This is a genomic window from Microbacterium resistens, assembly GCF_021172025.1.
Classification (GTDB): Bacteria; Actinomycetota; Actinomycetes; order Actinomycetales; family Microbacteriaceae; genus Microbacterium; species Microbacterium resistens.
Window position 1 is genome coordinate 844,893 of the sequence record NZ_CP082781.1, and the last position, 21,756, is coordinate 866,648.

Consider the following 21,756-nt stretch of genomic DNA (forward strand, 5'->3'; position numbering starts at 1 on the left):
GATGCGCGCGTGTTCGCCGCGACGGTCGTGGCCGTCCGGGAGGTCACCCCGCACATGCGACGGATCACGGTCACGGCGCCGGAGGTCGCCGGGTACGCACCGCTCGGGCCCGATGAGTACCTCGGGCTCCTGATGCCGCGGGACGACGAGGCCCCGCTGGTTCTCCCCGCGGAGGACGGCGGGGACAACATCCGGGCCGCCGTCGCGGCGATCCCCGAGGAGCACCGCCCCGATCTCCGTTGGTACACGCTGCGCGCGCACCGGCCCTCCGCGGCGGAGATCGACATCGACATGGTCGTCCACGGCGACGAGGGGCCGGGCACCCGCTTCGCGCGCCGGGCGCACCCCGGTTCCGTGCTCGGGATCCGCGAGGCCGCCGCACTGTATGCACCGGCGCCGGACGCCCGCACGCGGCTCCTCGTCGGCGATGAGTCGTCCCTTCCGGCGATCGCCCGGATCCTCGAGACGACAGGCTCCGTGAGGACGGCCGTGTTCATCGAGATCGCGGACGAGAGGGAGCGCCAGGACCTCCCGGGCGACGTCGTCTGGGTGCCGCGGGGGGATGAGCGTCCCGGCGCGCCGCTCGCGCGCGCGCTCCGCACGGCCGTGCTCCCGGATCCCGTCGACTACGCGTGGGTGTGCGGCGAGCGGGGCGGCGTGCAGGAGATCCGCCGCCAGCTCGTCGAGCACGGGGTGCCGAAGGACCGGATCACCTTCTCGGGCTATTGGCGCCTCGGTGAGCCTCGCGGGTGACCGTGATGCGACCGGGAACCGAGAAGGCCGGGCCGCTCCGTCTGGAGCGACCCGGCCTTCTCACTGTGCGCGAGGGGGGACTTGAACCCCCACGCCCTATGCGGGCACTAGCACCTCAAGCTAGCGCGTCTACCTATTCCGCCACCCGCGCTGGTGTTTTCGGCTGTTTCCAACCGAAGAATGAGATTAGCACGATCCCGGGGTGCGCTCGAACCCGGGCGTCCGCCGGGCGCGTCGATCGGGCCTCTTCCCGTGTTCGATACGCTGGACCCATGTCTGCGCCCGAGGTCGATCTGCCCGAAGTCGCCCGGCTCGCCGCCGATCTGATCCGGTTCGACACGTCGAACTTCGGAGGCGGGGACGCGCGGGGGGAGCGCGAGGCAGCCGAGTACGTCGGCGCCTACCTGGAGAGCCTGGGGCTGCGCACCGAGTACTACGAGCCGATCACGCGGCGCACCAATGTCATGGCGCGCGTGCCGGGACGCGACCCGGACAAGCCTGCGCTCGTCGTGCACGGGCACCTCGACGTCGTCCCGGCGATGGCGGACGACTGGAGCGTGGATCCGTTCGGCGGCGTCGTCCGGGACGGGATGCTGTGGGGCCGAGGCGCCGTGGACATGAAGAACATGGACGCGATGATCCTCACCTCGGTGGCGGATCTCCTCCGTGCCGGCGAACAGCCCGAGCGCGACCTCGTCCTCGCTTTCTTCGCCGACGAGGAGAACGGCGGGGTGGAGGGCTCGGCCCTCGTGGTTCGGGAGCGCCCGGAGTGGTTCGCCGGCGCCGGCGAGGCGATCAGCGAGGTCGGCGGCTACTCCATCGACGTGGCCGGACGTCGTGCCTACTTGCTTCAGGTGGGGGAGAAGGCCCTGATGTGGATCCGCCTGGTGGCCCGCGGGCGCGCGGGGCACGGCAGCCGCCTGCACCCGGACAACGCCGTGACACGGCTGGCCGAGGCGGTCGCCGCACTCGGGCGCACGCAGTGGCCGGTGCGGCTGACGCCGACGACCAGGGAACTGCTCGGACGGCTGTCCGATCTGACGGGCCTGCCCGCGGACGACCCGGACGCGCTGGCGGCGACGGCCGGGCCGGCCGAGGCGTTCCTCCGCTCGACCTTCCGAACGACGACGAACCCGACGGTCCTCGCGGCCGGGTACAAGCACAACGTCATCCCCGAGCGGGCCGAGGCGCTGGTCGACGTGCGCGTGCTCCCCGGCACCGAGGACGCGGTGCTGGCCCAGCTCCAGGAGATCGTGGGCGACGACGTCGAGATCGAGATGGTGGTGCGCGACATCGGCATGGAGACCCCGTTCCAGGGCGCGCTCGTCGATGCGATGGTCGGGGCGCTCGGGCGGCACGATCCCGGTGTTCCGGTGATCCCGTACCTGCTCGGCGCCGGGACGGACAACAAGGCCCTCGCCACCCTCGGCATCACGGGCTACGGGTTTGCGCCGCTGCGCCTGCCCGCCGATCTCGACTTCACAGGCATGTTCCACGGGGTGGATGAGAGGGTTCCCGTAGACTCTCTCGTCTTCGGGCAGCAGGTGCTGACCGACCTCTTCCGGACGTACTGACGCCTCAGCGTCGCGGCACGACGCCCTCCGCCTGACCCGAAAGCACGACGCATGCATCTGCTCGAAGCCCTGTTCCTCGGCCTCGTGCAGGGACTGACCGAGTTCCTGCCGATCTCCTCCAGCGCCCACCTGCGCATCGTGGGTATCTTCCTTCCCTCGGCGCAGGATCCCGGCGCCGCATTCACCGCCATCACTCAGATCGGCACCGAGACGGCCGTGATCGTGTTCTTCTGGCGGGACATCGTCCGGATCATCAAGCACTGGGCGCTGGCGCTGGTCGGCAGGATCCCGCGCGACGACAAGGACGCGCGCCTAGGCTGGCTGATCATCATCGGCAGCATCCCGATCGTCGTCCTCGGGCTCCTGTTCCAGGACCAGATCGAGACCGTCCTGCGGTCGATGTGGATCGTCGCGATCATGCTGATCGTGTTCGGCCTGCTTCTCGGCGTCGCCGACGCCGTGGGTGCCAAGAGGCGCTCACTCGACGAGATCACCGTGCCGCACGGCGTCGTCTACGGCCTCGCGCAGTCGCTGGCGCTGATCCCCGGGGTGTCCCGTTCTGGCGGGACGATCACGGCCGGGCTCTTCCTGGGCTACGAGCGCGCGGCGGCGGCGCGGTACGCCTTCCTGCTCGCCATCCCGGCGGTGATGGGGTCGGGGTTCTACCAGGTGTTCAAGAGCATCGGCGAGCCGAGCGTGTTCTCGGCGGGGGAGACCCTCGCCGCGACGGGCGTGGCCTTCGTCGTCGGGCTCGGCGTCATCGCGTTCTTCATGAACTGGATCTCGAAGCGCAGCTTCCTGCCGTTCGTGATCTACCGCGTGCTGCTCGGCGTCGTGCTGCTGGTGCTGCTCGGGATGGGCGTGATCCACCCCTGACGGGTTCCGGCCCCCGGGCTCAGCGCTTGTGCTCGCCCGGGCCGTCGCCGTTGTTGCGGCGCAGGTAGCGCTCGAAGGCCTGTGCGATCGCGTCGCCGGAGGCGTCGGGCGAGTCCCACGTGTCCCGCGTGCGCTCGAGCTGATGGATGTAGTCCGTCATGTCCTCGTCCTCGGCCGCGGCGGCGTCGATGGACGCCTCCCAGGCGGCGGCCTCGGTGCGCAGATGCCCCCGCGGCACGTCCACCCCGGACAGCTCGTGCAGCCGGTCGAGGAGGGCGAGCGTGGCCTTGGGCGACGGCGTGGCCGAGGCGACATAGTGGGGCACGCTCGCCCAGAGGCTGGCGGTCGGGATCCCCGCGGACTCCGCGGCATGCTCGAGCACGCTCAGGATCCCCACCGGGCCCTCGTAACTGGAGCGTTCCAGCCCCAGCCCCTCGCGGATCTCCTCGTTCTCGCTCGACGCGAAGATCGAGATCGGTCGGGTGTGCGGCACGTCGGAGAGCATCGCGCCCAGGGTGACGAAACCCGTCACGTCGTCCGCCAGAGCGGCGTCGACGAACTCGGCGCTGAACGCCTGCCAGGCGCGCGCGGGCTCCGCGCCGGTGAGGAGCCAGAACCGTGTCCGGTCGGTGTCGTCGTCGCCGACCGGGCGCCACAGCGTCGCCTCCGGCCAGCGCAGCCGCCTCCGGCCGTCGGCATCGAGCCCCACGGCCGGCCGCGTGTACTGGTAGTCGAAATAGAGCTCCGGATCCACCGAGTGCGCACGCTCGTACTCGCCGCTGCTCCGCAGCAGTTCGACTGCGGAGCTCGCGGCTTCGCCGGCGTCGTTCCAGCCGTCGAACGCGGTGATCACGATCCGGGGTCCGAGAGCCTGCACCTCGCTCCTCTCCGCGACGCCCGTCGCGCCGCTGGATCCCCCCAGGCTAGTCGCCCGGCGGCGGACCGGGGCGGCGGGCGGCGCGCGGTGCCGCGGCTACGATGGAACAGTGACCCACCTTCCTCGCGCCGTCCTCTGGGACATGGACGGGACCCTCGTCGACACCGAGCCCTATTGGATGGCCGCCGAGACCCCGCTCGTCGAGTCCTACGGCGGGTCCTGGACCCATGAGCAGGCGCTCCAGCTCGTCGGCAACGGGCTGGAGGACAGCGCGCGGATCCTTCAGGCCGCCGGCGTGCGGATGGGGGTCACCGAGATCATCGACCACCTCACAGACAGCGTCCGCCGACAGCTCGTGGTCGACGGCGTCCCCTTCCGACCCGGCGCCCGCGAGCTCCTTCGCGAACTGCGGGATTCAGGCATCCGGACGGCGCTCGTGACGATGTCCATGCGACGGATGGCGGAGGACATCGTCTCTCTCATCGACTTCCCGGCCTTCGACCTGATCGTCGCCGGCGACGACGTCGAGCGCCCCAAGCCGTACCCCGACCCGTACCTGCAGGCGGCCAGGGAGCTCGGCATCGACGCCTCCGAGGCGGTCGCGCTCGAGGACTCGGCCACGGGACTGCGCTCCGCCGTGGCCGCAGGCACGGTGGCGGTGGGCGTGCCGCACATCGTCCCGCTCGACGGCATCGGCGCGCACGAGCTCTGGCCGACGCTGGACGGACGCGGCGTGGCGGACATCGTCACGGCGTTCGCGGATCACCGCGCCGTGCGCGCACCGGAGATCGGGGCGGACGCGTGACGGCGACGCGCCCCCGCGGTCCCTTCCGTGAGGGGGATCGCGTCCAGCTCACCGGGCCGAAAGGACGCATGCACACCATCACGCTCCGCGCCGAGGGCGAGCTGCACACGCATCACGGGGTGCTGCGCCACCGGGACCTGATCGGTCTTCCCGACGGATCCGTCGTCGCGAACAGCTCCGGACACGAGTACCTGGTGCTGCGACCGCTGCTGCGCGATTTCGTGATGTCGATGCCGCGCGGCGCGGCGATCGTCTATCCGAAGGACGCCGGCCAGATCGTCGTCCAGGCCGATGTCTTCCCCGGCGCCACCGTCGTGGAGGCCGGGGTCGGCTCCGGAGCGCTGTCCCTGTCCCTCCTGCGGGCGATCGGCGACGAGGGGCGCCTGCTGTCCTTCGAGCGCCGCGAGGACTTCGCCGAGGTCGCCCGGGCGAACGTCGAGACGTTCCTCGGAGAGCTGCCGCCGACCTGGGACGTGATCGTCGGCGACCTCGTCGAATCACTGCCCGAGGCCGTGGCCCCCGGCACGGTGGACCGCGTCGTGCTGGACATGCTCGCCCCGTGGGAGTGCATCGACGCCGTGGCCGAAGCGCTCGCCCCCGGCGGGGTCGTGCTCTGCTACATCGCGACGGCCACACAGCTCTCCCGGGTCGCGGAGTACATCCGCGGCACGGGGCTGTTCACGGATCCGGAGTCCAGCGAGACCATGGTCCGCGGCTGGCACGTCGAGGGGCTCGCCGTGCGGCCGGATCACCGCATGGTCGCGCACACGGGCTTCCTCATCACGGCCCGCAGGCTCGCACCCGGCGCCGTTCCCCCGGATGTCAAGCGTCGGGCGGCGAAGAAGGCCAGCTACGGCGACGAGGATGTCGAGCTGTGGACACCGGGCGCCGTCGGCGACCGCGAGATCACGGACAAGAACCTCCGAAAGAGGGTGCGCGAGGCCCAGCGTGCCGCCGGCGGCGCGCGGCTCGCGGCGGAGGGGCGGAGCGAGCCGGGCGCGTCCGCATAGACTGGAGCGCGTGCGTAAGACTGCCGCTGCCCTGATCACCCTCGGCCTCGCCTCCGTCGCGCTGGCCGGATGCACGAGCGCCCCCGCCTTCGACGGGGCGGCCTGCGTTGCTCCGTCGTCGGGCGACCTCGCCCGGGTGGCGACGGTCACGGGCGACCTCGGCACCGAGCCGGAGGTCGACCTGCGCACTCCCATGAAGGAGTCGTCCCTCACCGTCGACAAGGCGATCGTTGGGAAGGGCCAGGCCGTGAGTGCCGGCGACCAGCTGCTGTCCATCGATGTGGCGCTCTACAGCGGCACGACGGGGGAGCGTCTCGTCGCGACGGAGTTCAACGGCGACACCACTCGTCTCTCGAACGTCAACTCGTGGGACAGCCAGGTGCCGGGCATCGCGAAGGCCCTCACCTGCGCCACCGAGGGTTCGCGGCTCCTCGCCGGGATCCCCGCCGACGACCTCGGCGCCCAGACCGCCCAGGGGCTCGGCGTCGACAAGGACGAGACCGTCTTCGCCGTCATCGACGTCCTCAAGGTCTACCTCCCGCACGCCGAAGGCGCGCTCCAGTACAACGACGCACTCGGACTGCCCACCGTCGTCCGTGCGCCCGACGGACGACCGGGGATCATCGTCCCCGACGCGAAGGCGCCCACCGAGCTCGTGGCTCAGACGCTCATCAAGGGCGATGGCGAGAAGGTGACCGGCGACACGCCGATCCGCGTGCACTACACCGGCGTGACCTGGGCCGAGCGCACCGTCTTCGACAGCACGTGGGGAAGCAACCCGACGAAGTTCGACCTCGCGCAGGTGATCCCCGGCTTCGCCGAGGGACTGAAGGGTCAGACCGTCGGATCCCAGGTCCTCCTCGTCATCCCGCCGGAGAAGGGCTACGGCAGCCAGGCGCAGGGCGCGATCCCCGCCGACTCGACGCTCGTGTTCGTGGTCGACATCCTCGGTGTGGATCCCGACACCGGTACGGGACAGTAGTGGCCGGACGCATCCCTCCTGAAGAGCGCCTCACCAACCTCGTCGTGGCGCTCATGGCGACCGAGGTCGGTCTCACGAAGCAGCAGATCCTCGAGAACGTCTCCGGGTACCGGCAGCGGCAGGAGGCCGGGGCCCGTGCGGATGCGCTCGAGAAGATGTTCGAACGCGACAAGGACGATCTGCGCGCCCTCGGCATCCCGATCGAGACGCTCGGCGACCACGCCGACCCGAACGATCTGCGCGAGGCCCGCTATCGCATTCCCAAGGCGGAATACGATCTTCCTGTCGACATCGAGTTCACCCCGGCCGAGCTGGCGGTGCTCCGCCTCGCCGGAGGTGTCTGGAGCGAGGGTTCCCTGTCCGGCGAAGCGCAGGCCGGTGTCCGGAAGATCCGGGCCCTGGGCATCGACGTGGACGAGCCCATCATCGGGTTCGCTCCCCGCATCACGGCCCGCGAATCCGCGTTCGCCCCGCTCCAGGAGGCGATCGAGCGCAGCGTCGCCGTGGTCTTCGACTATCTCAAGCCGGGGGAGGAGGCTCCCCGGCGCCGACGGGTGAATCCGCTGGCTCTCCTGGAGTACGAGGCGCGATGGCACGTGTTCGGGATCGATCGCGATGCGGACGGCGAGCGGATGTTCCTGCTGTCGCGCATCGTCGGCGACGTGACCGTGACCGCCGAGTCGTTCCCGGCGGCGCTGCGTCAGGACGCCGGGGACCGCGCGCTCGCAAGCCTGGAGGCCGTCGCCGCCGCCCACTCCGCGTTGCTGGAGATCACTCCAGGGACCGAGGCCGCGCTGCGGCTCGGACGCCGCGCCACCCCGGCGGCGCAGGGGATCCGCCTGCCGTACGTCGACCTCAATATCCTGGCGGACGAGCTGGCCTCGTACGGTCCGGAGGTGCGCGTGGTCGAGCCCGCCGACCTCCGGGACGCCGTCATCTCGCGGCTGCGCGCCGTCGTGGCCGCCCACGAGTCCACGACCGGCGGAAAGGGGACGTCCTCGTGAACGCACGGCGACCGCTGCTCACCTCCGACCGCGTCCGCGCCTATCTCACGCTCGTCCCGTATCTGCTCGAGCGCGGCGAGGTCTCGCTGGAGGAGGCGGCGTCGGACTTCGACGTCACCGTCCCCCAGATGCGCTCGATGGTCGAGAAGCTCACCCTCATCGGCCTGCCGGGGGACGAGGGCTACTGGCAGCAGCCCCAGGAGCTCTTCGACATCAACTGGGACCTCCTGGACGAGCAGGGGATCATCGAGCTCACGAACGACGTCGGCCTGCGTCGAGCTCCGCGCCTCACCGCGCGGGAGGCGGCAGCGCTGCTCGCGGGTCTGCAGCTCACAGCCGCCGTGCCGGCCGTGGCGGAGTCCGGGGTGATCGCCGGGCTCATCGCCAAGCTCTCCCGCGGCGCCGCCGGACTGCCCGCCGACGTCATCGTCGCCCCCGGGCCCGTCGACGAGGTGCGCTCCCTGGTGTCGCGCGCGCTGCAGGACGGCGTCGCGGTGTCCTTCACCTATCGCGCCCCTGACGCCCCGGCGATCACGCGCACCGTCGATCCCGTGAAGGTCCTGATCACCAACGGCCAGTGGTACCTCCAGGGCTGGTGCCACCTGCGGCGCGCGATGCGGACGTTCCATCTGGACCGGGTGAGCGACCCCCGGCTGACGGACATCCCGATCGAGCACGGTGAGGAGCCCGTCCCCGAGCTCTTCGCGGTCGGCGGCGACGGCGAGGCCACGATCCGCCTTCCTGAGCGGATCGCTCCGCTTCTCAGCGACTATCTCGAGCGCGCGGAGGCCGAGGTGCACGACGGCGTGGTCACCGCCCGCCTGCGCGTGGGAGATCCGTTGACACTGAAAAGGCTGGCGGCACGCTACGGGGGACAGGTGGAGCTGCTGGCCCCGCATGCGGCGCGAACGGCCGCGCACGACTGGGCTGCGGCGGGACTCGCTCTGTACAACGAGGATTCCGCGTCCTCCGCACGGTAGACTGACCGGAAATCCCCGACTTGAGGAGACGAACATGTTCGCTGGACTGAATGGGTGGCACCTGCTCATCCTCCTCGCCGTCATCCTCCTGCTGTTCGGAGCGGCGAAGCTCCCGGCGCTCGCCAAGAGCATGGGCCAGTCCGCACGCGTCTTCAAGGGCGAGATGAGCGCCATGAAGGAAGAGGACGCCGCGCGCGCCGAGCAGCGCGAGGCCGACAAGGACGACAAGGGCGAGGGCTCCACCGGCACGGGCCAGGGCACCTCGTCCGACCCTGAACGACCCCGCTGATCCGCGTGGCAGCGGTCGATTCTGCGACCGCCGGAGGCAAGCCTCGGCGCGATCGCACCATGTCGCTCGCCGCGCACCTCGTCGAACTCCGCAAGAGGCTGATCATCGCCGCTGCGGCGCTGGTGCTCGGCATGGTCGTCGCGTTCCTGGTGACGGACCCGATCATGAACTTCGTGACCGGCCCGATCCGGGCGGTGGCGGAGAAGCGAGGAGCCGACCTCGTCGGCTTCACCTTCACCTCGGTGACCGCGCCGTTCGATCTGCGGATGCGGATCGCGTTCTCGATCGGCATCTTCCTGTCCGCTCCCGTCTGGCTGTGGCAGATCTGGGCCTTCATCATGCCGGGGCTGACGCGGAAGGAGATCCGCTACACGATCTCCTTCGTCGCCGCCGCCGTCCCGCTGTTCTTCGCGGGCTGCTATGTGGGGGTCATGATCGTCCCGCACATCATCGAGCTGATGGCCGGATTCACCCCGGACGGGGCGCAGAACCTCTACACCGCGCAGGAGTACTACGACTTCGTCTTCAAACTGATGCTCGTCGTGGGTATCTCGTTCATCCTGCCCGTCTTCCTCGTCGCGCTGAACGTGGCGGGAGTCATGTCCGGCAAGGCGATCCTGAAGGGGTGGCGCGTCGCCGTGCTGATCGCGACCGTGTTCTCCGCGCTCGCGACCCCGGCGGCCGACGTCATCAGCATGCTGCTGCTCGGCGGCATCCTGGTCGTCCTGTTCTTCGCTGCGGCGTTCCTGTCCATGCTCTTCGACCGGCGCAAGCGCAAGCGGCAGGATGACCTGGGCCTCCCGCTGGACACCACCGGATGACCTCGCACGCCGATCGCTACTCCGCCGCCCGGGAGTCGCGGGACTACCCCCAGACGGCGGCGTTCGCCGCGCGGCAGCGGTTCGAGCTGGATCCCTTCCAGGTCGAGGGGTGTCGTGCGCTGGAGCGCGGTCGCAGCGTCCTGGTGGCTGCGCCGACCGGCGCCGGCAAGACGATCGTCGGGGAGTTCGCGATCCACCTCGCGATGGCGGGGCCGGGGGAGAAGGCGTTCTACACGACGCCCATGAAGGCCCTGTCCAACCAGAAGTTCCGGGAGCTGGTCGACGTCTACGGCCCGGACGACGTCGGGCTCCTCACCGGGGACGTGAACATCAACGGCTCCGCCCGCATCGTGGTCATGACCACCGAGGTGCTGCGGAACATGATCTACGCGGACTCCTCGGCGCTGCGGGGCCTCCAGTTCGTGATCATGGACGAGGTGCACTACCTCGCCGACCGATTCCGCGGGGCCGTCTGGGAAGAGGTCATCATCCATCTGCCGGCGGCGGTCCGCCTCGTCGCGCTGAGCGCCACCGTGTCGAACGCGGAGGAGTTCGGCGACTGGCTCGACACCGTGCGGGGCGACACCGAGGTCATCGTCTCGGAGACGCGCCCCGTGCCGCTGGAACAGCACGTGCTGGTCCGCGACGACCTGCTCCCGCTGTTCGACGACCGCGCGGGCGTCGCGACGGCCCAGGTCAACCAGGAGCTGATGCGGATCCGCTCGTTCACCGGCTCCCGCTACGACGAGAACCGCCGAGCCCAGGAGTACGGCAGCCGACGGCACGCCGGCGCCTACGCGCCTCGCCCGAAGAAGGGCGGTCGCCGCCCCGTCCGTTCCTCGAACGTCCGCCGGATCGAGCGTCTGGACCGTCCGCAGGTCGTCGAGCTCCTGGACCGGGCGAACCTGCTACCGGCGATCTTCTTCATCTTCAGCCGCGCCGGCTGCGACGCCGCGGTGCAGCAGGTCCGCCGGTACGGGATCCGTCTCACGACCGCCGAGGACCGGCAGGAGATCCGCCGGACGGCCGAGGAGCGGATGCGGACGCTCCGCGACGAGGATCTCGGCGTGCTGGGCTACTTCGAGTGGCTCGACAACCTCGAACGCGGCATCGCCGCCCATCACGCGGGTCTGCTCCCGGCGTTCAAGGAGGTCGTCGAGGAGCTGTTCCAGAGGCGCCTGCTCAAGGTGGTCTTCGCCACGGAGACGCTGGCACTGGGGATCAACATGCCGGCGCGCACGGTCGTCCTGGAGCGGATGGAGAAGTTCAACGGCGAAGCGCGCGTCGCGATCACCTCGGGGGAGTACACCCAGCTGACCGGCCGCGCGGGGCGCCGGGGCATCGACGTCGAAGGCCATGCGGTCGTCCAGTGGACCGAGGGGATGGATCCGCAGGCGGTCGCCGCACTCGCGTCCCGCCGCACCTATCCGCTGAACTCCAGCTTCCGGCCGACGTACAACATGGCGGTGAACCTGCTGGATCGCTTCGGGCGCACCCGCTCGCGCGAGGTCCTCGAGTCCTCGTTCGCGCAGTTCCAGGCGGACCGGGCCGTCGTCGGCCTCGCGCGGTCGGTGCGCGAGGCCGAGGAGTCCCTCGCCGGCTATCTGCAGGCCATGACCTGTGAACGGGGAGACTTCCCGGAGTACTCGAGCATCCGGCGGGAGCTCAGCGACCTCGAGAAGAAGAACCGGTCGGACGCGAGTGCGCCTCGCACGGTGCGGGACAAGCGTCTGCGCAAGATCGAGTCCCTGCGCCGAGCCATGCAGCGCCATGCGTGCCACCGGTGCCCCGATCGCGAGACGCACGCCCGCTGGGCCGAGCGCTACTGGAAGCTCAAGCGCGAGACCGACCGCACGCGTCGCCAGATCGAGAACCGCACGGGGACGGTGGCGCGCGTGTTCGATCGCGTGATCGACGTCCTACAGGCGATGGAGTACGTGACGGGCGACGGCGACGACCTGGTCCTCACGGACGCCGGCCGCTCGATGCAGCGCATCTACGGCGAACGCGACCTGCTCGTCGCGGAGTCGTTGCGGCAGGGACTCTGGGACGGTCTCGACGCCGCCGGACTGGCGGCGATGGCCTGCGCGCTCGTGTACGAGCCCCGCCGGGACGACGGCTCCGTGGACCCCCGCGCTCTCCCCCGCGGACGGTTCCGCGAGGCGTGGGACGCGACCCTGACCCTCTGGGCCGAGCTGGACGATCTGGAGAAGGATCACCGTCTGCCCGGATCCGAGCCGCCGTCGGCCGCTCTCGCGCCGGCCATGCACGCGTGGGCCCGCGGCGGTGCCCTCGACCGCGTCCTCGACGAGGCGGACCTCGCCGCGGGGGACTTCGTGCGCTGGTGCAAGCAGACGATCGATCTGCTCGACCAGCTGTCGATCGTCGCCGGGTCCGCGGAGCTGGCCCGCACGGCACGAGCGGCGCTGGACGGCGTGCGGCGAGGAATCGTCGCCTATTCCGCGATGTGAGCCGACCGAATGAGCTCTCGACCGATGCGCGACCGCAGCGCGCCCGACGACACCGCGCCTGACGACTCCGCGCCCGCGGATCGCGCCGAGGCCCCGCCGGTGCCGCTGTGGCTCGCCGTGGTCCTCGCCGCGTGCGCGGGCGGGCTGCTCACCCTCGCCTTCCCTCAGCCGGCGGTGTGGGGGCTCTCCTTCGTCGCCGTGGCCATGCTGCTCGTCGCGCTCATCGGGCGACGGACGTGGTCGGCCCTGCTCGTCGGGTCCGTCTTCGGGATCGTCTTCTTCGTGCTGCTGGTCTCCTGGACCGGCACGTACCTCGGCCCGATCCCGTGGGTCGCGCTCGGCGTGCTGGAGGGCGTGTTGACGGGCGTCGGCCTCATCCCGGTCACCCTGGCGTACCGCTGGATCCCCCGGGCCGTCGGCCGGCCCGCCGTACGCGCGCTCGCTCTCGCGGGGACCGTGGGAGCGCTGTGGATCGGCCGCGAGCTGTTCGTGGGCACCTGGCCCTACGGAGGATTCCCGTGGGCGCGCATCGGGCTCACGATGACCGACACGAACGCGGCGCACCTGGCGTCCTGGGTCGGAGTCAGCGGGCTGGGCTTCGTCGTGGTCGCATTCGTCGCGCTCGTCGTCGAGATCGTGCGCGATCGACCGCGAGCCGCCCCGCGCCCCCGACTCCTGCCGACGCTATCGTCGCTCCTGCTCCTGATCCTGCTCGTCGCCGTGCCGCTGTTCCCGACGACGCCGGCGGGAAGCATGCGGATCGGGGCCGTGCAGGGCAACGGACCCGCCGGGTTCTTCGACGAGCGCGAGCCGTACGCGGTCATCGACGCGCAGATCTCTGCCACTCGTGAGCTGCGCGGCGAGGACATGGATCTGCTCGTCTGGCCCGAAGGCGGCGTCGACGGCGATCCGTTCGAGAGTGCCGCCCTGGCCTCGGCGTTGAACCAGGTCGTCCGCGGAGTCGACGCCCCGCTTCTCGGCAACGCGGCGACGGGGAAGGGCGAGCGGTTCTACAACACGTCGTTCCTCTGGCCGAAGGACATGACGGGGACACCGTCGCGGTCGGAGACGCAGACGCACGCGAAGCGGCACCCTGTCCCGTTCGGCGAGTACGTGCCCGACCGCGCCTTCTACAACGCGATCGTGCCGGATCTCATCGGGCTGCTGCAGCGTGAGTACACGCCCGGCGACGATGCTCCGCTGGTGCGGGTGGGGGAGCGGACGGTCGGTCTCGCGATCTGCTTCGACGTGATCTACGACGAGGTCATCCGCGAAGGGATCTCCGGTGGAGCCGAGGTCTTCGTCTTCCAGACGAACAACGCGGACTTCCGCGGGACGGCCGAGAACCTCCAGCAGCTGGCGATCGCACGCATGCGAGCGATCGAGACCGGCCGGTCCGTCGTGAACATCTCCACGGTCGGCACCAGCCAGATCATCCGCCCGGACGGATCCACCGTGTCGACCGTGGACGCCGATCGCCCCGGTGTGCTGCTCGAGGATGTCGAGCTGCGCACCGGGGCGACCGGGGGCGTCGTCGTGGGACCGTATCTGGAGCAGCTCCTGCTCTGGGGCGGGCTGCTCGGCGTGGTTGTCGCCGGGCTGTCGGCGCGGCGGCGCCGCGTCGGCTGAGCCTCAGCGGCAGGGGCGTCTGATCAGGCGCCGATCTTCTCGCGAGTGGGGTCGTCGCCGGCGCCGCGGCGGGCCCGGACGTAGGCGAGGCGCTCCTCCAGGAGCTCCTCGAGCTCGGCGCGCGTGCGGCGCTCGAGCAGCATGTCCCAGTGGGTGCGGGCGGCCTTGTCGTCGCCCTCCTCGACCTCGACGGACTTGCCGTCGACCTGGAGGCGCGCCTCTGCGCCGCAGGAGCGGCACTCCCAGGTGGTGGGGGGCTCGGCGTCGGCCGCGAACATGAGGGTCGTCTCGTGTCCGCAGGTGTCGCACGAGTACGTGGTCTGACGGCGTTCCATGAAGACGACGCCCTCTTCGCTCTGTAGGCTCTGGGCGCCGAGTCGGATGCCGCGAAGGCTGCGATCTGCCATTGTGTGGTCCTCTCGTCAGCACTCAGGTATAGCGGGTCAACCTGTGCACGTGATGCGAGGGGTCTGAACGCGCGCGACATTCACAGTCGATGCCCAGCGCCGGTTTCCGGCCGCCGCGCCAGGGTCACGACGGGGCGAGCACGCGCAGCGCGAGGTCGGCGCGATCGGTGACCACGCCGTCGGCGCCGGCGGCGACCAGAGCCGTCATGTCCGCCGCCTCGTTGATCGTCCACACATGTACCTCGACGCCGGCGGCGCGTGCCGCGCGGACGAGGGTGGGGGAGAACACGGGGACCCTTCCGTACCGGACCGGAATCTGCAGCGCGTCGATCCCCGCGAGGACCCGACCGGCGATGCGGTCTCCCGGAAGGGCCGCGAGCGCCCGGGCGCGCGCGATGCCCGAGCGGCCGGGGGAGGCTGCAGGGGCGATCTCGGCACCGGCGTCGACGGCGGCGGCCACGGCCCGTCGTCTCGTCGCATCGGAGAAGCTCGTGAGGAGCACCCGGTGGGCGTGCGGGGAGACCGCGGCTCCCGCCGCCTCCGCCGCTGTCGCGTCCTTGACGTCGATGTTGAACCGCAGGGTGGGGAAGGACTCCAGCGCCTCCCGCAGGGTCAGCAGTCCGCCGTGCTCGGCGAACAGGGCCGCGAGCTCGGCGGTCCGCACGGACGCCACCGGACGGGGATCGCCGAACAGGCGGGACAGATCTGCGTCGTGAAAGAGGACGACATCGCCGTCCGCGGTGCGGCGGCAGTCGGTCTCGATGTACGCGACACCGCACGCATGGGCCGCGGCGATCGCCAGGGCGGAGTTGTCGTACACGGCATGCGAAGGGTCCTCGCCCTCCGCGATCGTGAGACCGCGATGGGCGAGGACCCTCGGCCAGGGCGCCCCGTCGAAGTACGGGTGCGTCACGCGTTCGTCGACGGCGGGGGAGTCTGTCCGTTGCGTGCCGTGAAGGCGCTGCCGATCCCCTTGAGCGCCTCCGTGAGCTCGCTGGGGATGATCCAGAGCTTGCTGGACTGGCTCTCACTGATCTTCGGCAGCATCTGCAGATACTGGTAGGCGAGCAGCTTGTCGTCCGGCTGGCCCTGGTGGATGGCGTTGAAGACGTTCTGGATCGCCTCGGCCTCACCCTGGGCGCGCAGGACCGCGGCCTGCTTGTCGCCCTCGGCACGGAGGATCTCCGCCTGCCTGCGCCCCTCCGCCTCGAGGATCTGCGACTGCTTGGATCCCTCAGCGGTCAGGATCGCGGCGCGACGGTCACGCTCGGCGCGCATCTGCTTCTCCATCGAGTCCTGGATGGAGACGGGCGGGTCGATCGCCTTGAGCTCCACGCGCGAGACGCGGATGCCCCACTTGCCCGTGGCCTCGTCCAGGACCACGCGCAGCTGTCCGTTGATCTCGTCGCGGCTGGTGAGCGCCTCTTCGAGGTTCAGACCGCCGACGACGTTTCGCAGCGTGGTCGTGGTGAGCTGTTCGACGGCCCCGAGATAGTTGGCGATCTCGTACGTCGCCGCCCGCGCGTCCGTGACCTGGAAGTACACGACCGTGTCGATCGACACGACCAGGTTGTCCTCGGTGATCACCGGCTGCGGGGGGAACGAGACGACCTGCTCGCGCATGTCGATCAGCGGTCGGAGTCGGTCGATGAACGGGACGAGCAGATTGAGCCCGGGGGTGAGTGTCTTGTGGTACCGGCCGAGTCGCTCGACGATGCCGGCGGTCGCCTGCGGGATGATCCGGATCGAGCGGGCGACCGTGACCAGCACGAAGATGATGACGGCGATCGCGAGGATCCACCCGATCGCGGTCGGGATGAAGGATGCGTCGTCCATGAAGGCCTGCTCCTGCTTTCTTAGTCGTGGGCGGAACGGACGTAGGCGGTGGCGCCCTCGATGCGGCTGACCACCACGGGTGCGCCGGGCGCCAGAGGCGTGGTGACGGGCGCGTCGGAGGCGAGCCGTGCCGTCCAGGTGTCGCCGTTGCTCAGCTTGACCTGTCCGGTGAGCGTCGAGACCTCCAGGAGGACGACGCCGCTGAGCCCGAGGAGGGCGTCGACGTTGCTCTTCGCCGGGTCCTCGTTGCGATGAAGGCGACGCAGCAGAGGTGGTCGCAGCAGGAGGATGAATGCGGCCGCGGCGATGGCGGCGATGATCACCTGCGCCCACAGCGGCAGGCCCGTGAGGTCGGAGACGAGGCCGACCGCGCTGCCGAGGGCGAGCATGAGGAATGTGAAGTCGAGCGAGAGCATCTCGATCACGAGGAAGACCGCGATCAGGACCAGCCAGCCGATCCAGGCCCAGTCCTCGAATCCCTGCAGAATCGCTTCCATGCGCGCGTGCCCCTCCTTTCCGTCAACCTACCACGCGGGTCCCGTCCGCCCGGGGCGTCCCGGACGCCGGGCGAGAGGCGGTTGGTAAAGTTCAGGGGTCCGTCCGCGCGCCCGAGCGCGCCCGTCCGAGGAGTCATCGTGTCCCAGCCCCTTCCCGCCGAATCGCTGACCGGAAAGGTCGCCCTGGTCACGGGGTCGTCCCGCGGGATCGGAGCCGACACGATCCGCCTGCTCGCGCAGGCCGGTGCCGACGTGGTGATCAACTACCGGAACAAGGCGCCGCGGGCGGAGAAGCTCGCCACGGAGATCCGCGAGCTCGGTCGCCGCGCGCTCGTCGTGGGCGCGGATCTCACCGATCAGGGATCCGTGTCCGACATGATGAGCGCCGTCGAGGCGGAGTACGGGCGCATCGACGTCCTCGTCCTCAATGCCTCCGGAGGCATGGAGTCCGGTCTCGGCGAGGACTACGCGCTGCGGCTGAACCGCGACGCCCAGGTGAACGTGCTGGAGGCGGCGCGCCCGCTCCTGACAGACGGGGGCCGGGTCGTCTTCGTCACCAGCCACCAGGCGCACTTCATCCGCACGACGCCGACGATGCCGGAGTACGAGCCCGTCGCGCTCTCCAAGCGCGCGGGCGAGGATGCGCTGCGCGCCCTCATCCCCGGGCTGACCGACCAGGGCATCGAGTTCGTGGTCGTGTCGGGCGACATGATCGAGGGCACGATCACGGCGACGCTCCTTGAGCGCGCCAACCCCGGCGCGATCGCACAGCGCCGCGAGTCTGCGGGCCGTCTCTACAACGTGGCCGAGTTCGCGGCCGAGATCGCCGCGGCGGCCGTGGAGCCGGTGCCGAACGACCACACCCGCCTCATCGGCGACGTCAGCAGCTTCGGCGTCGAGTAGGACGGGCGCAAGAGACAGGGGCATCACCGTGCGGTGATGCCCCTCTCTCGTCGCCGGCGCGATCAGACCGACTCGTCGCGCAGGGCCGCCGAGACGTCCTTCGCGTCCTTGCCGATCGTGATCGCGCGGATGATCTGCACCAGACCGATCGCGACGAGGGAGATCCCGAGGACCCACCACAGCACCACCGCCGCGAACAACGGGGAGAAGAGGACCACGACGCCGGCGGCGATGCTCAGGAGCGCATAGAGCAGCGTCCACACCTTCGTGCCGTCGGTGCCGAGGAGCGACAGCGACACGATGCCGTCGAAGATCCAGCTCACACCGATGAAGATGGCGACCACCAGGGCGAGTCCGAGCGTACCCGCCTCCGGATTGAGGAAAGCAACAACGCCCGCCGTGACATACAGAGCGCCGAGAAGGACGTGACCGGCGCGTGCCCATCCGCGTCCCATGCCGCTTGTGAACAGACCCAAGCCGATATAGACCAACCCGGCGATTACGAGGAACACCCCGAAAATCCCGGTAACGACAACTGCAGACTTGGCTGGCCAGATCAGAATCGCGAGGCCGGACAGGAGGGCGATGACGCCCGAGACGGCCAGGAACACGCGGAGCGAACGCACGAGGCTCTTCGCATCCGAAAGTGCGTCGGACATGTGGTGGACCCCTTTCTGAGAAGATCCTGTGAGGGATGAGGCTCAGCGTAGCGCCGCGATCCGTCGCGGGGGAGAGGACCTGCCGACGGCGCCCGCCGATTCCCGTGGATGTCCGCGGCGCATGCGAGGATTTCCCCATGCCGCCGAGCTCCGACAGCGACCGACTGCGCGACCTCGTCGCCCTGCGCAGAGTCCGCGACAGGATCGACCGGGAGTACGCCCAGCCGCTCGATGTGGAGGCCTTGGCGCGCGGTGCGCACATGTCCGCCGGTCACCTCACCCGCCTGTTCAAGGCGGTCTACGGCGAGCCGCCGTATTCGTACCTGATGACCCGACGTATCGAGCGGGCGATGGCACTGCTGCGGCGTGGCGACGTGTCGGTGACCGACGCGTGCTTCGCGGTCGGGTTCCAGTCGCTGGGGACGTTCAGCACCCGGTTCTCGGAGCTGGTGGGGGTGTCGCCGCGCGCCTATCGGAGCGATCCGGGCCTGGGAGCGGGGATCCCGTCGTGGATGGAGAAGCAGGCGACCCGACCGATCAGGAATCGAGAAGCGAGCGTGCGCGCGGATGGGTAGCGTCAGCGGCATGGACATCACGATCAACGCCAGCTTCCTTCCGCACACCGATGCCGAGGAGTCCCTGGCCTTCTACCGCGACGTGCTCGGGTTCGAGGTCCGCAAGGACGTCGGCTATCAGGAGATGCGCTGGGTGACGGTGGGCCCGATCGGCCAGCCGGACACCGCCATCGTCCTGCATCCGCCGGCCGTCGATCCCGGCATCACCGACGACGAGCGGCGCACCATCCTCGAGCTCATGGCGAAGGGGAGCTGGGGCGGCATCGTCCTCGCGACGGACGACGTGGACGCCGCCTTCGCCGAGATCGAGGCGAAGGGGGCCGACGTCGTCCAGGAGCCCATCGATCAGCCCTACGGAATCCGCGATTGCGCGTTCCGCGACCCTGCGGGCAACATGGTGCGTCTGCAGCAGACCGCCTGACCGGCGTCATCACCGAGGAGAGGACGAGGATGCGCGACGAGCACATCGCTGATTCGCACGACACCATCCGGGTGCGCGGCGCCCGGGAGAACAACCTGAAGGACGTCGACGTCGACCTTCCCAAGCGTCGTCTCACCGTGTTCACCGGGGTGTCCGGATCGGGGAAGAGCTCGCTGGTCTTCGACACGATCGCCGCCGAGTCCCGGCGAATGATCGATGAGACCTACAGCGCCTTCCTCCAGGGCTTCATGCCCTCGGTGCCGCGCCCGGACGTCGACGTACTGGAGGGGTTGACGACCGCGATCATCGTGGATCAGGAACGGCTCGGCGCGAACCCGCGCTCCACCGTGGGCACGGTGACGGACGCGAACGCCATGCTCCGGATCCTGTTCTCGAAGCTGGGGGAGCCGCACATCGGCGGTCCGACCGCGTTCTCCTTCAACATCCCGACGCAGAGGGCCAGTGGCGTCATGACCGGCCCGGGCGGGGAGAAGAAGATCGTCAAGGATGCGATCTACCTGGGCGGGATGTGCCCGCGCTGCGAGGGCAGGGGAGCGGTCTCCGACATCGACCTGTCGCAGGTCGTCGACGAGTCGAAGTCCCTCGACGAGGGCGCGATCATGGTGCCGGGCTACACCGCCGACGGCTGGATGGTGAAGGGCTTCTCCCAGTCGGGCTTCTATCCCGCAGACAAGCCGATCGCGGAGTTCACCGAGAAGCAGCGGCACCTGTTCCTCTACGGCGAGGTGACCAAGGTGAAGATCTCTGGGATCAACATGACCTACGAGGGGCTGATCCCGAAGATCACCAAGTCCATGCTCTCGAAGGACCTCGACGCGCTCCAGCCGCACATCCGGGCCTTCGTCGAGCGGGTCGCGACGTTCACCACGTGCCCGGAGTGCGAGGGGACCCGGCTCACGGAGGGCGCGCGCTCGTCGAAGATCGAGGGCATCAGCATCGCCGACGCGTGCCGCATGCAGGTCACCGATCTCGCGGCCTGGGTCCGCGGGCTCGACAAGCCCGAGGCCGGACCGCTTCTGTCCGCTCTGAGCGCGAACCTCGACGCCTTCGTCACACTCGGTCTGGGATATCTCAGCCTGGATCGGCCGTCGGGAACCCTGTCCGGGGGAGAGGCGCAGCGGATCAAGCTGCTGCGGCATCTCGGGTCGTCCCTCACCGACGTCACCTACGTCTTCGACGAGCCGACGATCGGTCTTCATCCGCACGACATCCAGCGGATGAACGGTCTCCTTGAGCAGCTGCGCGACAAGGGGAACACGGTCCTCGTCGTCGAGCACAAGCCGGAGACGATCGCGATCGCGGACCACGTCGTCGATCTCGGCCCGGGCGCGGGCAGTGCGGGAGGGACGATCTGCTTCGAGGGCACCGTCGACGGGCTGCGTCGGAGCGGGACCCTCACCGGCCGCCATCTGGACGATCGTGCCGCGCTCAAGGCGGAGGTCCGTGCCCCTGTGGGCGTCCTGGAGATCCGCGGCGCGAACGAGAACAACCTGCAGGACGTGGACGTCGACGTGCCTCTCGGGGTCCTCACGGTCGTGACGGGCGTGGCCGGCTCGGGCAAGAGCTCGCTCATCCACGGCTCCGTCGCCACGCGGGAGGGCGTCGTGTCGGTCGACCAGAGCGCGATCCGGGGATCCCGGCGGAGCAATCCTGCGACGTACACGGGCATGCTGGAGCCGATCCGCAAGGCGTTCGCGAAGGCGAACGGCGTCAAGCCGGCGCTGTTCAGCGCGAACTCCGAAGGCGCGTGCCCCACGTGCAAGGGGGCCGGTGTGATCGTCACGGAGCTCGGCTTCATGGACACGGTCGAGTCGCCGTGTGAGGACTGCGGCGGAAAGCGCTTCCAGGCGGCTGTGCTCGACTACAAGCTCGCAGGCAAGGACATCACCGAGGTGCTGGACATGCCGGTGACGGAGGCGAAGGAGTTCTTCGGCGGGGGAGAGGCGCGGATCCCCGCCGTCTCGTCCATGCTGGAGCGCCTGGCCGATGTGGGGCTCGGCTATGTGACGCTCGGGCAGCCGCTCTCGACGCTCTCCGGCGGGGAGCGACAGCGGCTCAAGCTCGCGATCCAGATGGTGGACGGCGCCGACGTCTATGTCCTGGACGAGCCGACCACGGGTCTGCACCTCGCGGACGTCGAGAACATGCTCGGACTGCTGGACCGCCTCGTGGACGCGGGCAAGTCCGTGATCGTGATCGAGCACCACCAGGCGGTCATGGCGCACGCCGACTGGATCATCGATCTCGGCCCCGGTGCCGGTCACGACGGCGGCAGAGTCGTGTTCGAAGGGACGCCCGCCGAGATCGTCGCGACCCGGTCGACGCTGACGGGGGAGCACCTGGCCTCCTACGTGGGAGCCTGACGA

Annotated in this window: 22 protein-coding genes and 1 tRNA gene; 16 read left to right on the forward strand and 7 right to left on the reverse strand. The window is 69.9% G+C overall.

Annotated features, from left to right (window positions below; all coding sequences use genetic code 11):
- Window positions 1–9 precede the first annotated feature (9 nt).
- A complete protein-coding gene (locus K8F61_RS04020) occupies window positions 10–753 on the forward strand; it encodes a siderophore-interacting protein (protein ID WP_231820758.1) in 744 nt (247 codons plus the stop codon).
- A gap of 66 nt (window positions 754–819) precedes the next feature.
- On the opposite strand, the gene K8F61_RS04025 is transcribed toward K8F61_RS04020, so the two are convergent.
- Window positions 820–904, reverse strand: a tRNA-Leu gene (locus tag K8F61_RS04025).
- Window positions 905–1,025: 121 nt separating this feature from the next.
- On the opposite strand from K8F61_RS04025, the gene K8F61_RS04030 reads away from it, so the two are divergent.
- Both K8F61_RS04030 and K8F61_RS04035 read left to right on the forward strand, forming a co-directional pair.
- Window positions 1,026–2,327 carry a M20/M25/M40 family metallo-hydrolase gene (locus tag K8F61_RS04030; protein WP_067243397.1) on the forward strand — a complete coding sequence of 434 codons (1,302 nt, stop codon included), beginning with the start codon at window positions 1,026–1,028 and terminating at the stop codon, window positions 2,325–2,327.
- Between the two features lie 51 nt (window positions 2,328–2,378).
- Window positions 2,379–3,203 carry an undecaprenyl-diphosphate phosphatase gene (locus K8F61_RS04035; protein WP_231820759.1) on the forward strand — a complete coding sequence of 275 codons (825 nt, stop codon included), beginning with the start codon at window positions 2,379–2,381 and terminating at the stop codon, window positions 3,201–3,203.
- A 19-nt stretch (window positions 3,204–3,222) separates the two neighbouring features.
- On the opposite strand, the gene K8F61_RS04040 is transcribed toward K8F61_RS04035, so the two are convergent.
- Window positions 3,223–4,080 (reverse strand): PAC2 family protein, encoded by an 858-nt coding sequence (locus K8F61_RS04040; RefSeq protein WP_067243395.1) that lies wholly within the window; start codon window positions 4,078–4,080, stop codon window positions 3,223–3,225.
- A gap of 142 nt (window positions 4,081–4,222) precedes the next feature.
- On the opposite strand from K8F61_RS04040, the gene K8F61_RS04045 reads away from it, so the two are divergent.
- The 9 genes from K8F61_RS04045 (at window position 4,223) to lnt (ending at window position 14,071) form a co-directional block, all read left to right on the forward strand.
- The gene (locus K8F61_RS04045; RefSeq protein WP_067243419.1) at window positions 4,223–4,885 is read left to right on the forward strand and encodes an HAD family hydrolase; all 663 of its coding nucleotides are present in this window, start codon (window positions 4,223–4,225) and stop codon (window positions 4,883–4,885) included.
- Between the two features lie 68 nt (window positions 4,886–4,953).
- Window positions 4,954–5,895, forward strand: a complete 942-nt coding sequence (locus tag K8F61_RS04050; RefSeq protein WP_233459703.1) for a tRNA (adenine-N1)-methyltransferase — start codon at window positions 4,954–4,956, stop codon at window positions 5,893–5,895.
- Between the two features lie 10 nt (window positions 5,896–5,905).
- Window positions 5,906–6,877, forward strand: a complete 972-nt coding sequence (locus tag K8F61_RS04055) for an FKBP-type peptidyl-prolyl cis-trans isomerase (protein ID WP_219084686.1) — start codon at window positions 5,906–5,908, stop codon at window positions 6,875–6,877.
- Window positions 6,877–7,881, forward strand: coding sequence for a helix-turn-helix transcriptional regulator (locus K8F61_RS04060; RefSeq protein WP_231820760.1), 1,005 nt, complete (start codon window positions 6,877–6,879; stop codon window positions 7,879–7,881). Before K8F61_RS04055 ends, K8F61_RS04060 begins: the two co-directional genes overlap by 1 nt.
- The gene (locus tag K8F61_RS04065) at window positions 7,878–8,861 is read left to right on the forward strand and encodes a helix-turn-helix transcriptional regulator (RefSeq protein WP_231820761.1); all 984 of its coding nucleotides are present in this window, start codon (window positions 7,878–7,880) and stop codon (window positions 8,859–8,861) included. The genes K8F61_RS04060 and K8F61_RS04065 overlap by 4 nt, the downstream gene beginning before the upstream one ends.
- Before the next feature lie 34 nt (window positions 8,862–8,895).
- Window positions 8,896–9,150, forward strand: coding sequence for a twin-arginine translocase TatA/TatE family subunit (tatA, locus tag K8F61_RS04070; protein WP_231820762.1), 255 nt, complete (start codon window positions 8,896–8,898; stop codon window positions 9,148–9,150).
- 59 nt (window positions 9,151–9,209) lie between these two features.
- Entirely contained in the window at window positions 9,210–9,971 is a 762-nt protein-coding gene (gene tatC / locus K8F61_RS04075) for a twin-arginine translocase subunit TatC (RefSeq protein WP_219084688.1), read from the forward strand.
- Complete coding sequence (locus K8F61_RS04080) at window positions 9,968–12,442, forward strand: DEAD/DEAH box helicase (RefSeq protein ID WP_231820763.1); 2,475 nt, start codon at window positions 9,968–9,970, stop codon at window positions 12,440–12,442. The genes tatC and K8F61_RS04080 overlap by 4 nt, the downstream gene beginning before the upstream one ends.
- A 9-nt stretch (window positions 12,443–12,451) precedes the next feature.
- The gene (gene lnt, locus K8F61_RS04085; RefSeq protein WP_231820764.1) at window positions 12,452–14,071 is read left to right on the forward strand and encodes an apolipoprotein N-acyltransferase; all 1,620 of its coding nucleotides are present in this window, start codon (window positions 12,452–12,454) and stop codon (window positions 14,069–14,071) included.
- A 23-nt stretch (window positions 14,072–14,094) separates the two neighbouring features.
- Here lnt and K8F61_RS04090 read toward each other — a convergent pair whose 3' ends face one another.
- The 4 genes from K8F61_RS04090 to K8F61_RS04105 all read right to left on the reverse strand — a co-directional run bounded on the left by K8F61_RS04090 (window position 14,095) and on the right by K8F61_RS04105 (window position 16,811).
- Window positions 14,095–14,478 (reverse strand): RNA polymerase-binding protein RbpA, encoded by a 384-nt coding sequence (locus K8F61_RS04090; RefSeq protein ID WP_067243387.1) that lies wholly within the window; start codon window positions 14,476–14,478, stop codon window positions 14,095–14,097.
- A 124-nt stretch (window positions 14,479–14,602) separates the two neighbouring features.
- Window positions 14,603–15,391, reverse strand: coding sequence for a glycerophosphodiester phosphodiesterase family protein (locus K8F61_RS04095; protein WP_231820765.1), 789 nt, complete (start codon window positions 15,389–15,391; stop codon window positions 14,603–14,605).
- Entirely contained in the window at window positions 15,388–16,314 is a 927-nt protein-coding gene (locus tag K8F61_RS04100; RefSeq protein ID WP_067243385.1) for an SPFH domain-containing protein, read from the reverse strand. Before K8F61_RS04100 ends, K8F61_RS04095 begins: the two co-directional genes overlap by 4 nt.
- Window positions 16,315–16,334: 20 nt before the next feature.
- On the reverse strand, window positions 16,335–16,811 hold the full coding sequence (locus tag K8F61_RS04105) for an NfeD family protein (RefSeq protein ID WP_067243384.1): 477 nt from the start codon (window positions 16,809–16,811) through the stop codon (window positions 16,335–16,337).
- Between the two features lie 138 nt (window positions 16,812–16,949).
- On the opposite strand from K8F61_RS04105, the gene K8F61_RS04110 reads away from it, so the two are divergent.
- A complete protein-coding gene (locus tag K8F61_RS04110; protein WP_231820766.1) occupies window positions 16,950–17,714 on the forward strand; it encodes an SDR family oxidoreductase in 765 nt (254 codons plus the stop codon).
- A 62-nt stretch (window positions 17,715–17,776) separates the two neighbouring features.
- On the opposite strand, the gene K8F61_RS04115 is transcribed toward K8F61_RS04110, so the two are convergent.
- The gene (locus tag K8F61_RS04115; RefSeq protein WP_231820767.1) at window positions 17,777–18,373 is read right to left on the reverse strand and encodes an HdeD family acid-resistance protein; all 597 of its coding nucleotides are present in this window, start codon (window positions 18,371–18,373) and stop codon (window positions 17,777–17,779) included.
- Window positions 18,374–18,510: 137 nt separating this feature from the next.
- Here K8F61_RS04115 and K8F61_RS04120 point away from each other — a divergent pair, with 137 nt between their 5' ends.
- Genes K8F61_RS04120 through K8F61_RS04130 form a run of 3 tightly spaced genes read left to right on the forward strand, consistent with a single transcriptional unit; the run spans window position 18,511 to window position 21,753 of the window.
- Complete coding sequence (locus K8F61_RS04120) at window positions 18,511–18,948, forward strand: helix-turn-helix transcriptional regulator (RefSeq protein ID WP_231820768.1); 438 nt, start codon at window positions 18,511–18,513, stop codon at window positions 18,946–18,948.
- A gap of 10 nt (window positions 18,949–18,958) precedes the next feature.
- Entirely contained in the window at window positions 18,959–19,369 is a 411-nt protein-coding gene (locus tag K8F61_RS04125; protein WP_067243380.1) for a VOC family protein, read from the forward strand.
- 29 nt (window positions 19,370–19,398) lie between these two features.
- The gene (locus K8F61_RS04130; RefSeq protein ID WP_231820769.1) at window positions 19,399–21,753 is read left to right on the forward strand and encodes an ATP-binding cassette domain-containing protein; all 2,355 of its coding nucleotides are present in this window, start codon (window positions 19,399–19,401) and stop codon (window positions 21,751–21,753) included.
- Window positions 21,754–21,756: the final 3 nt, after the last annotated feature.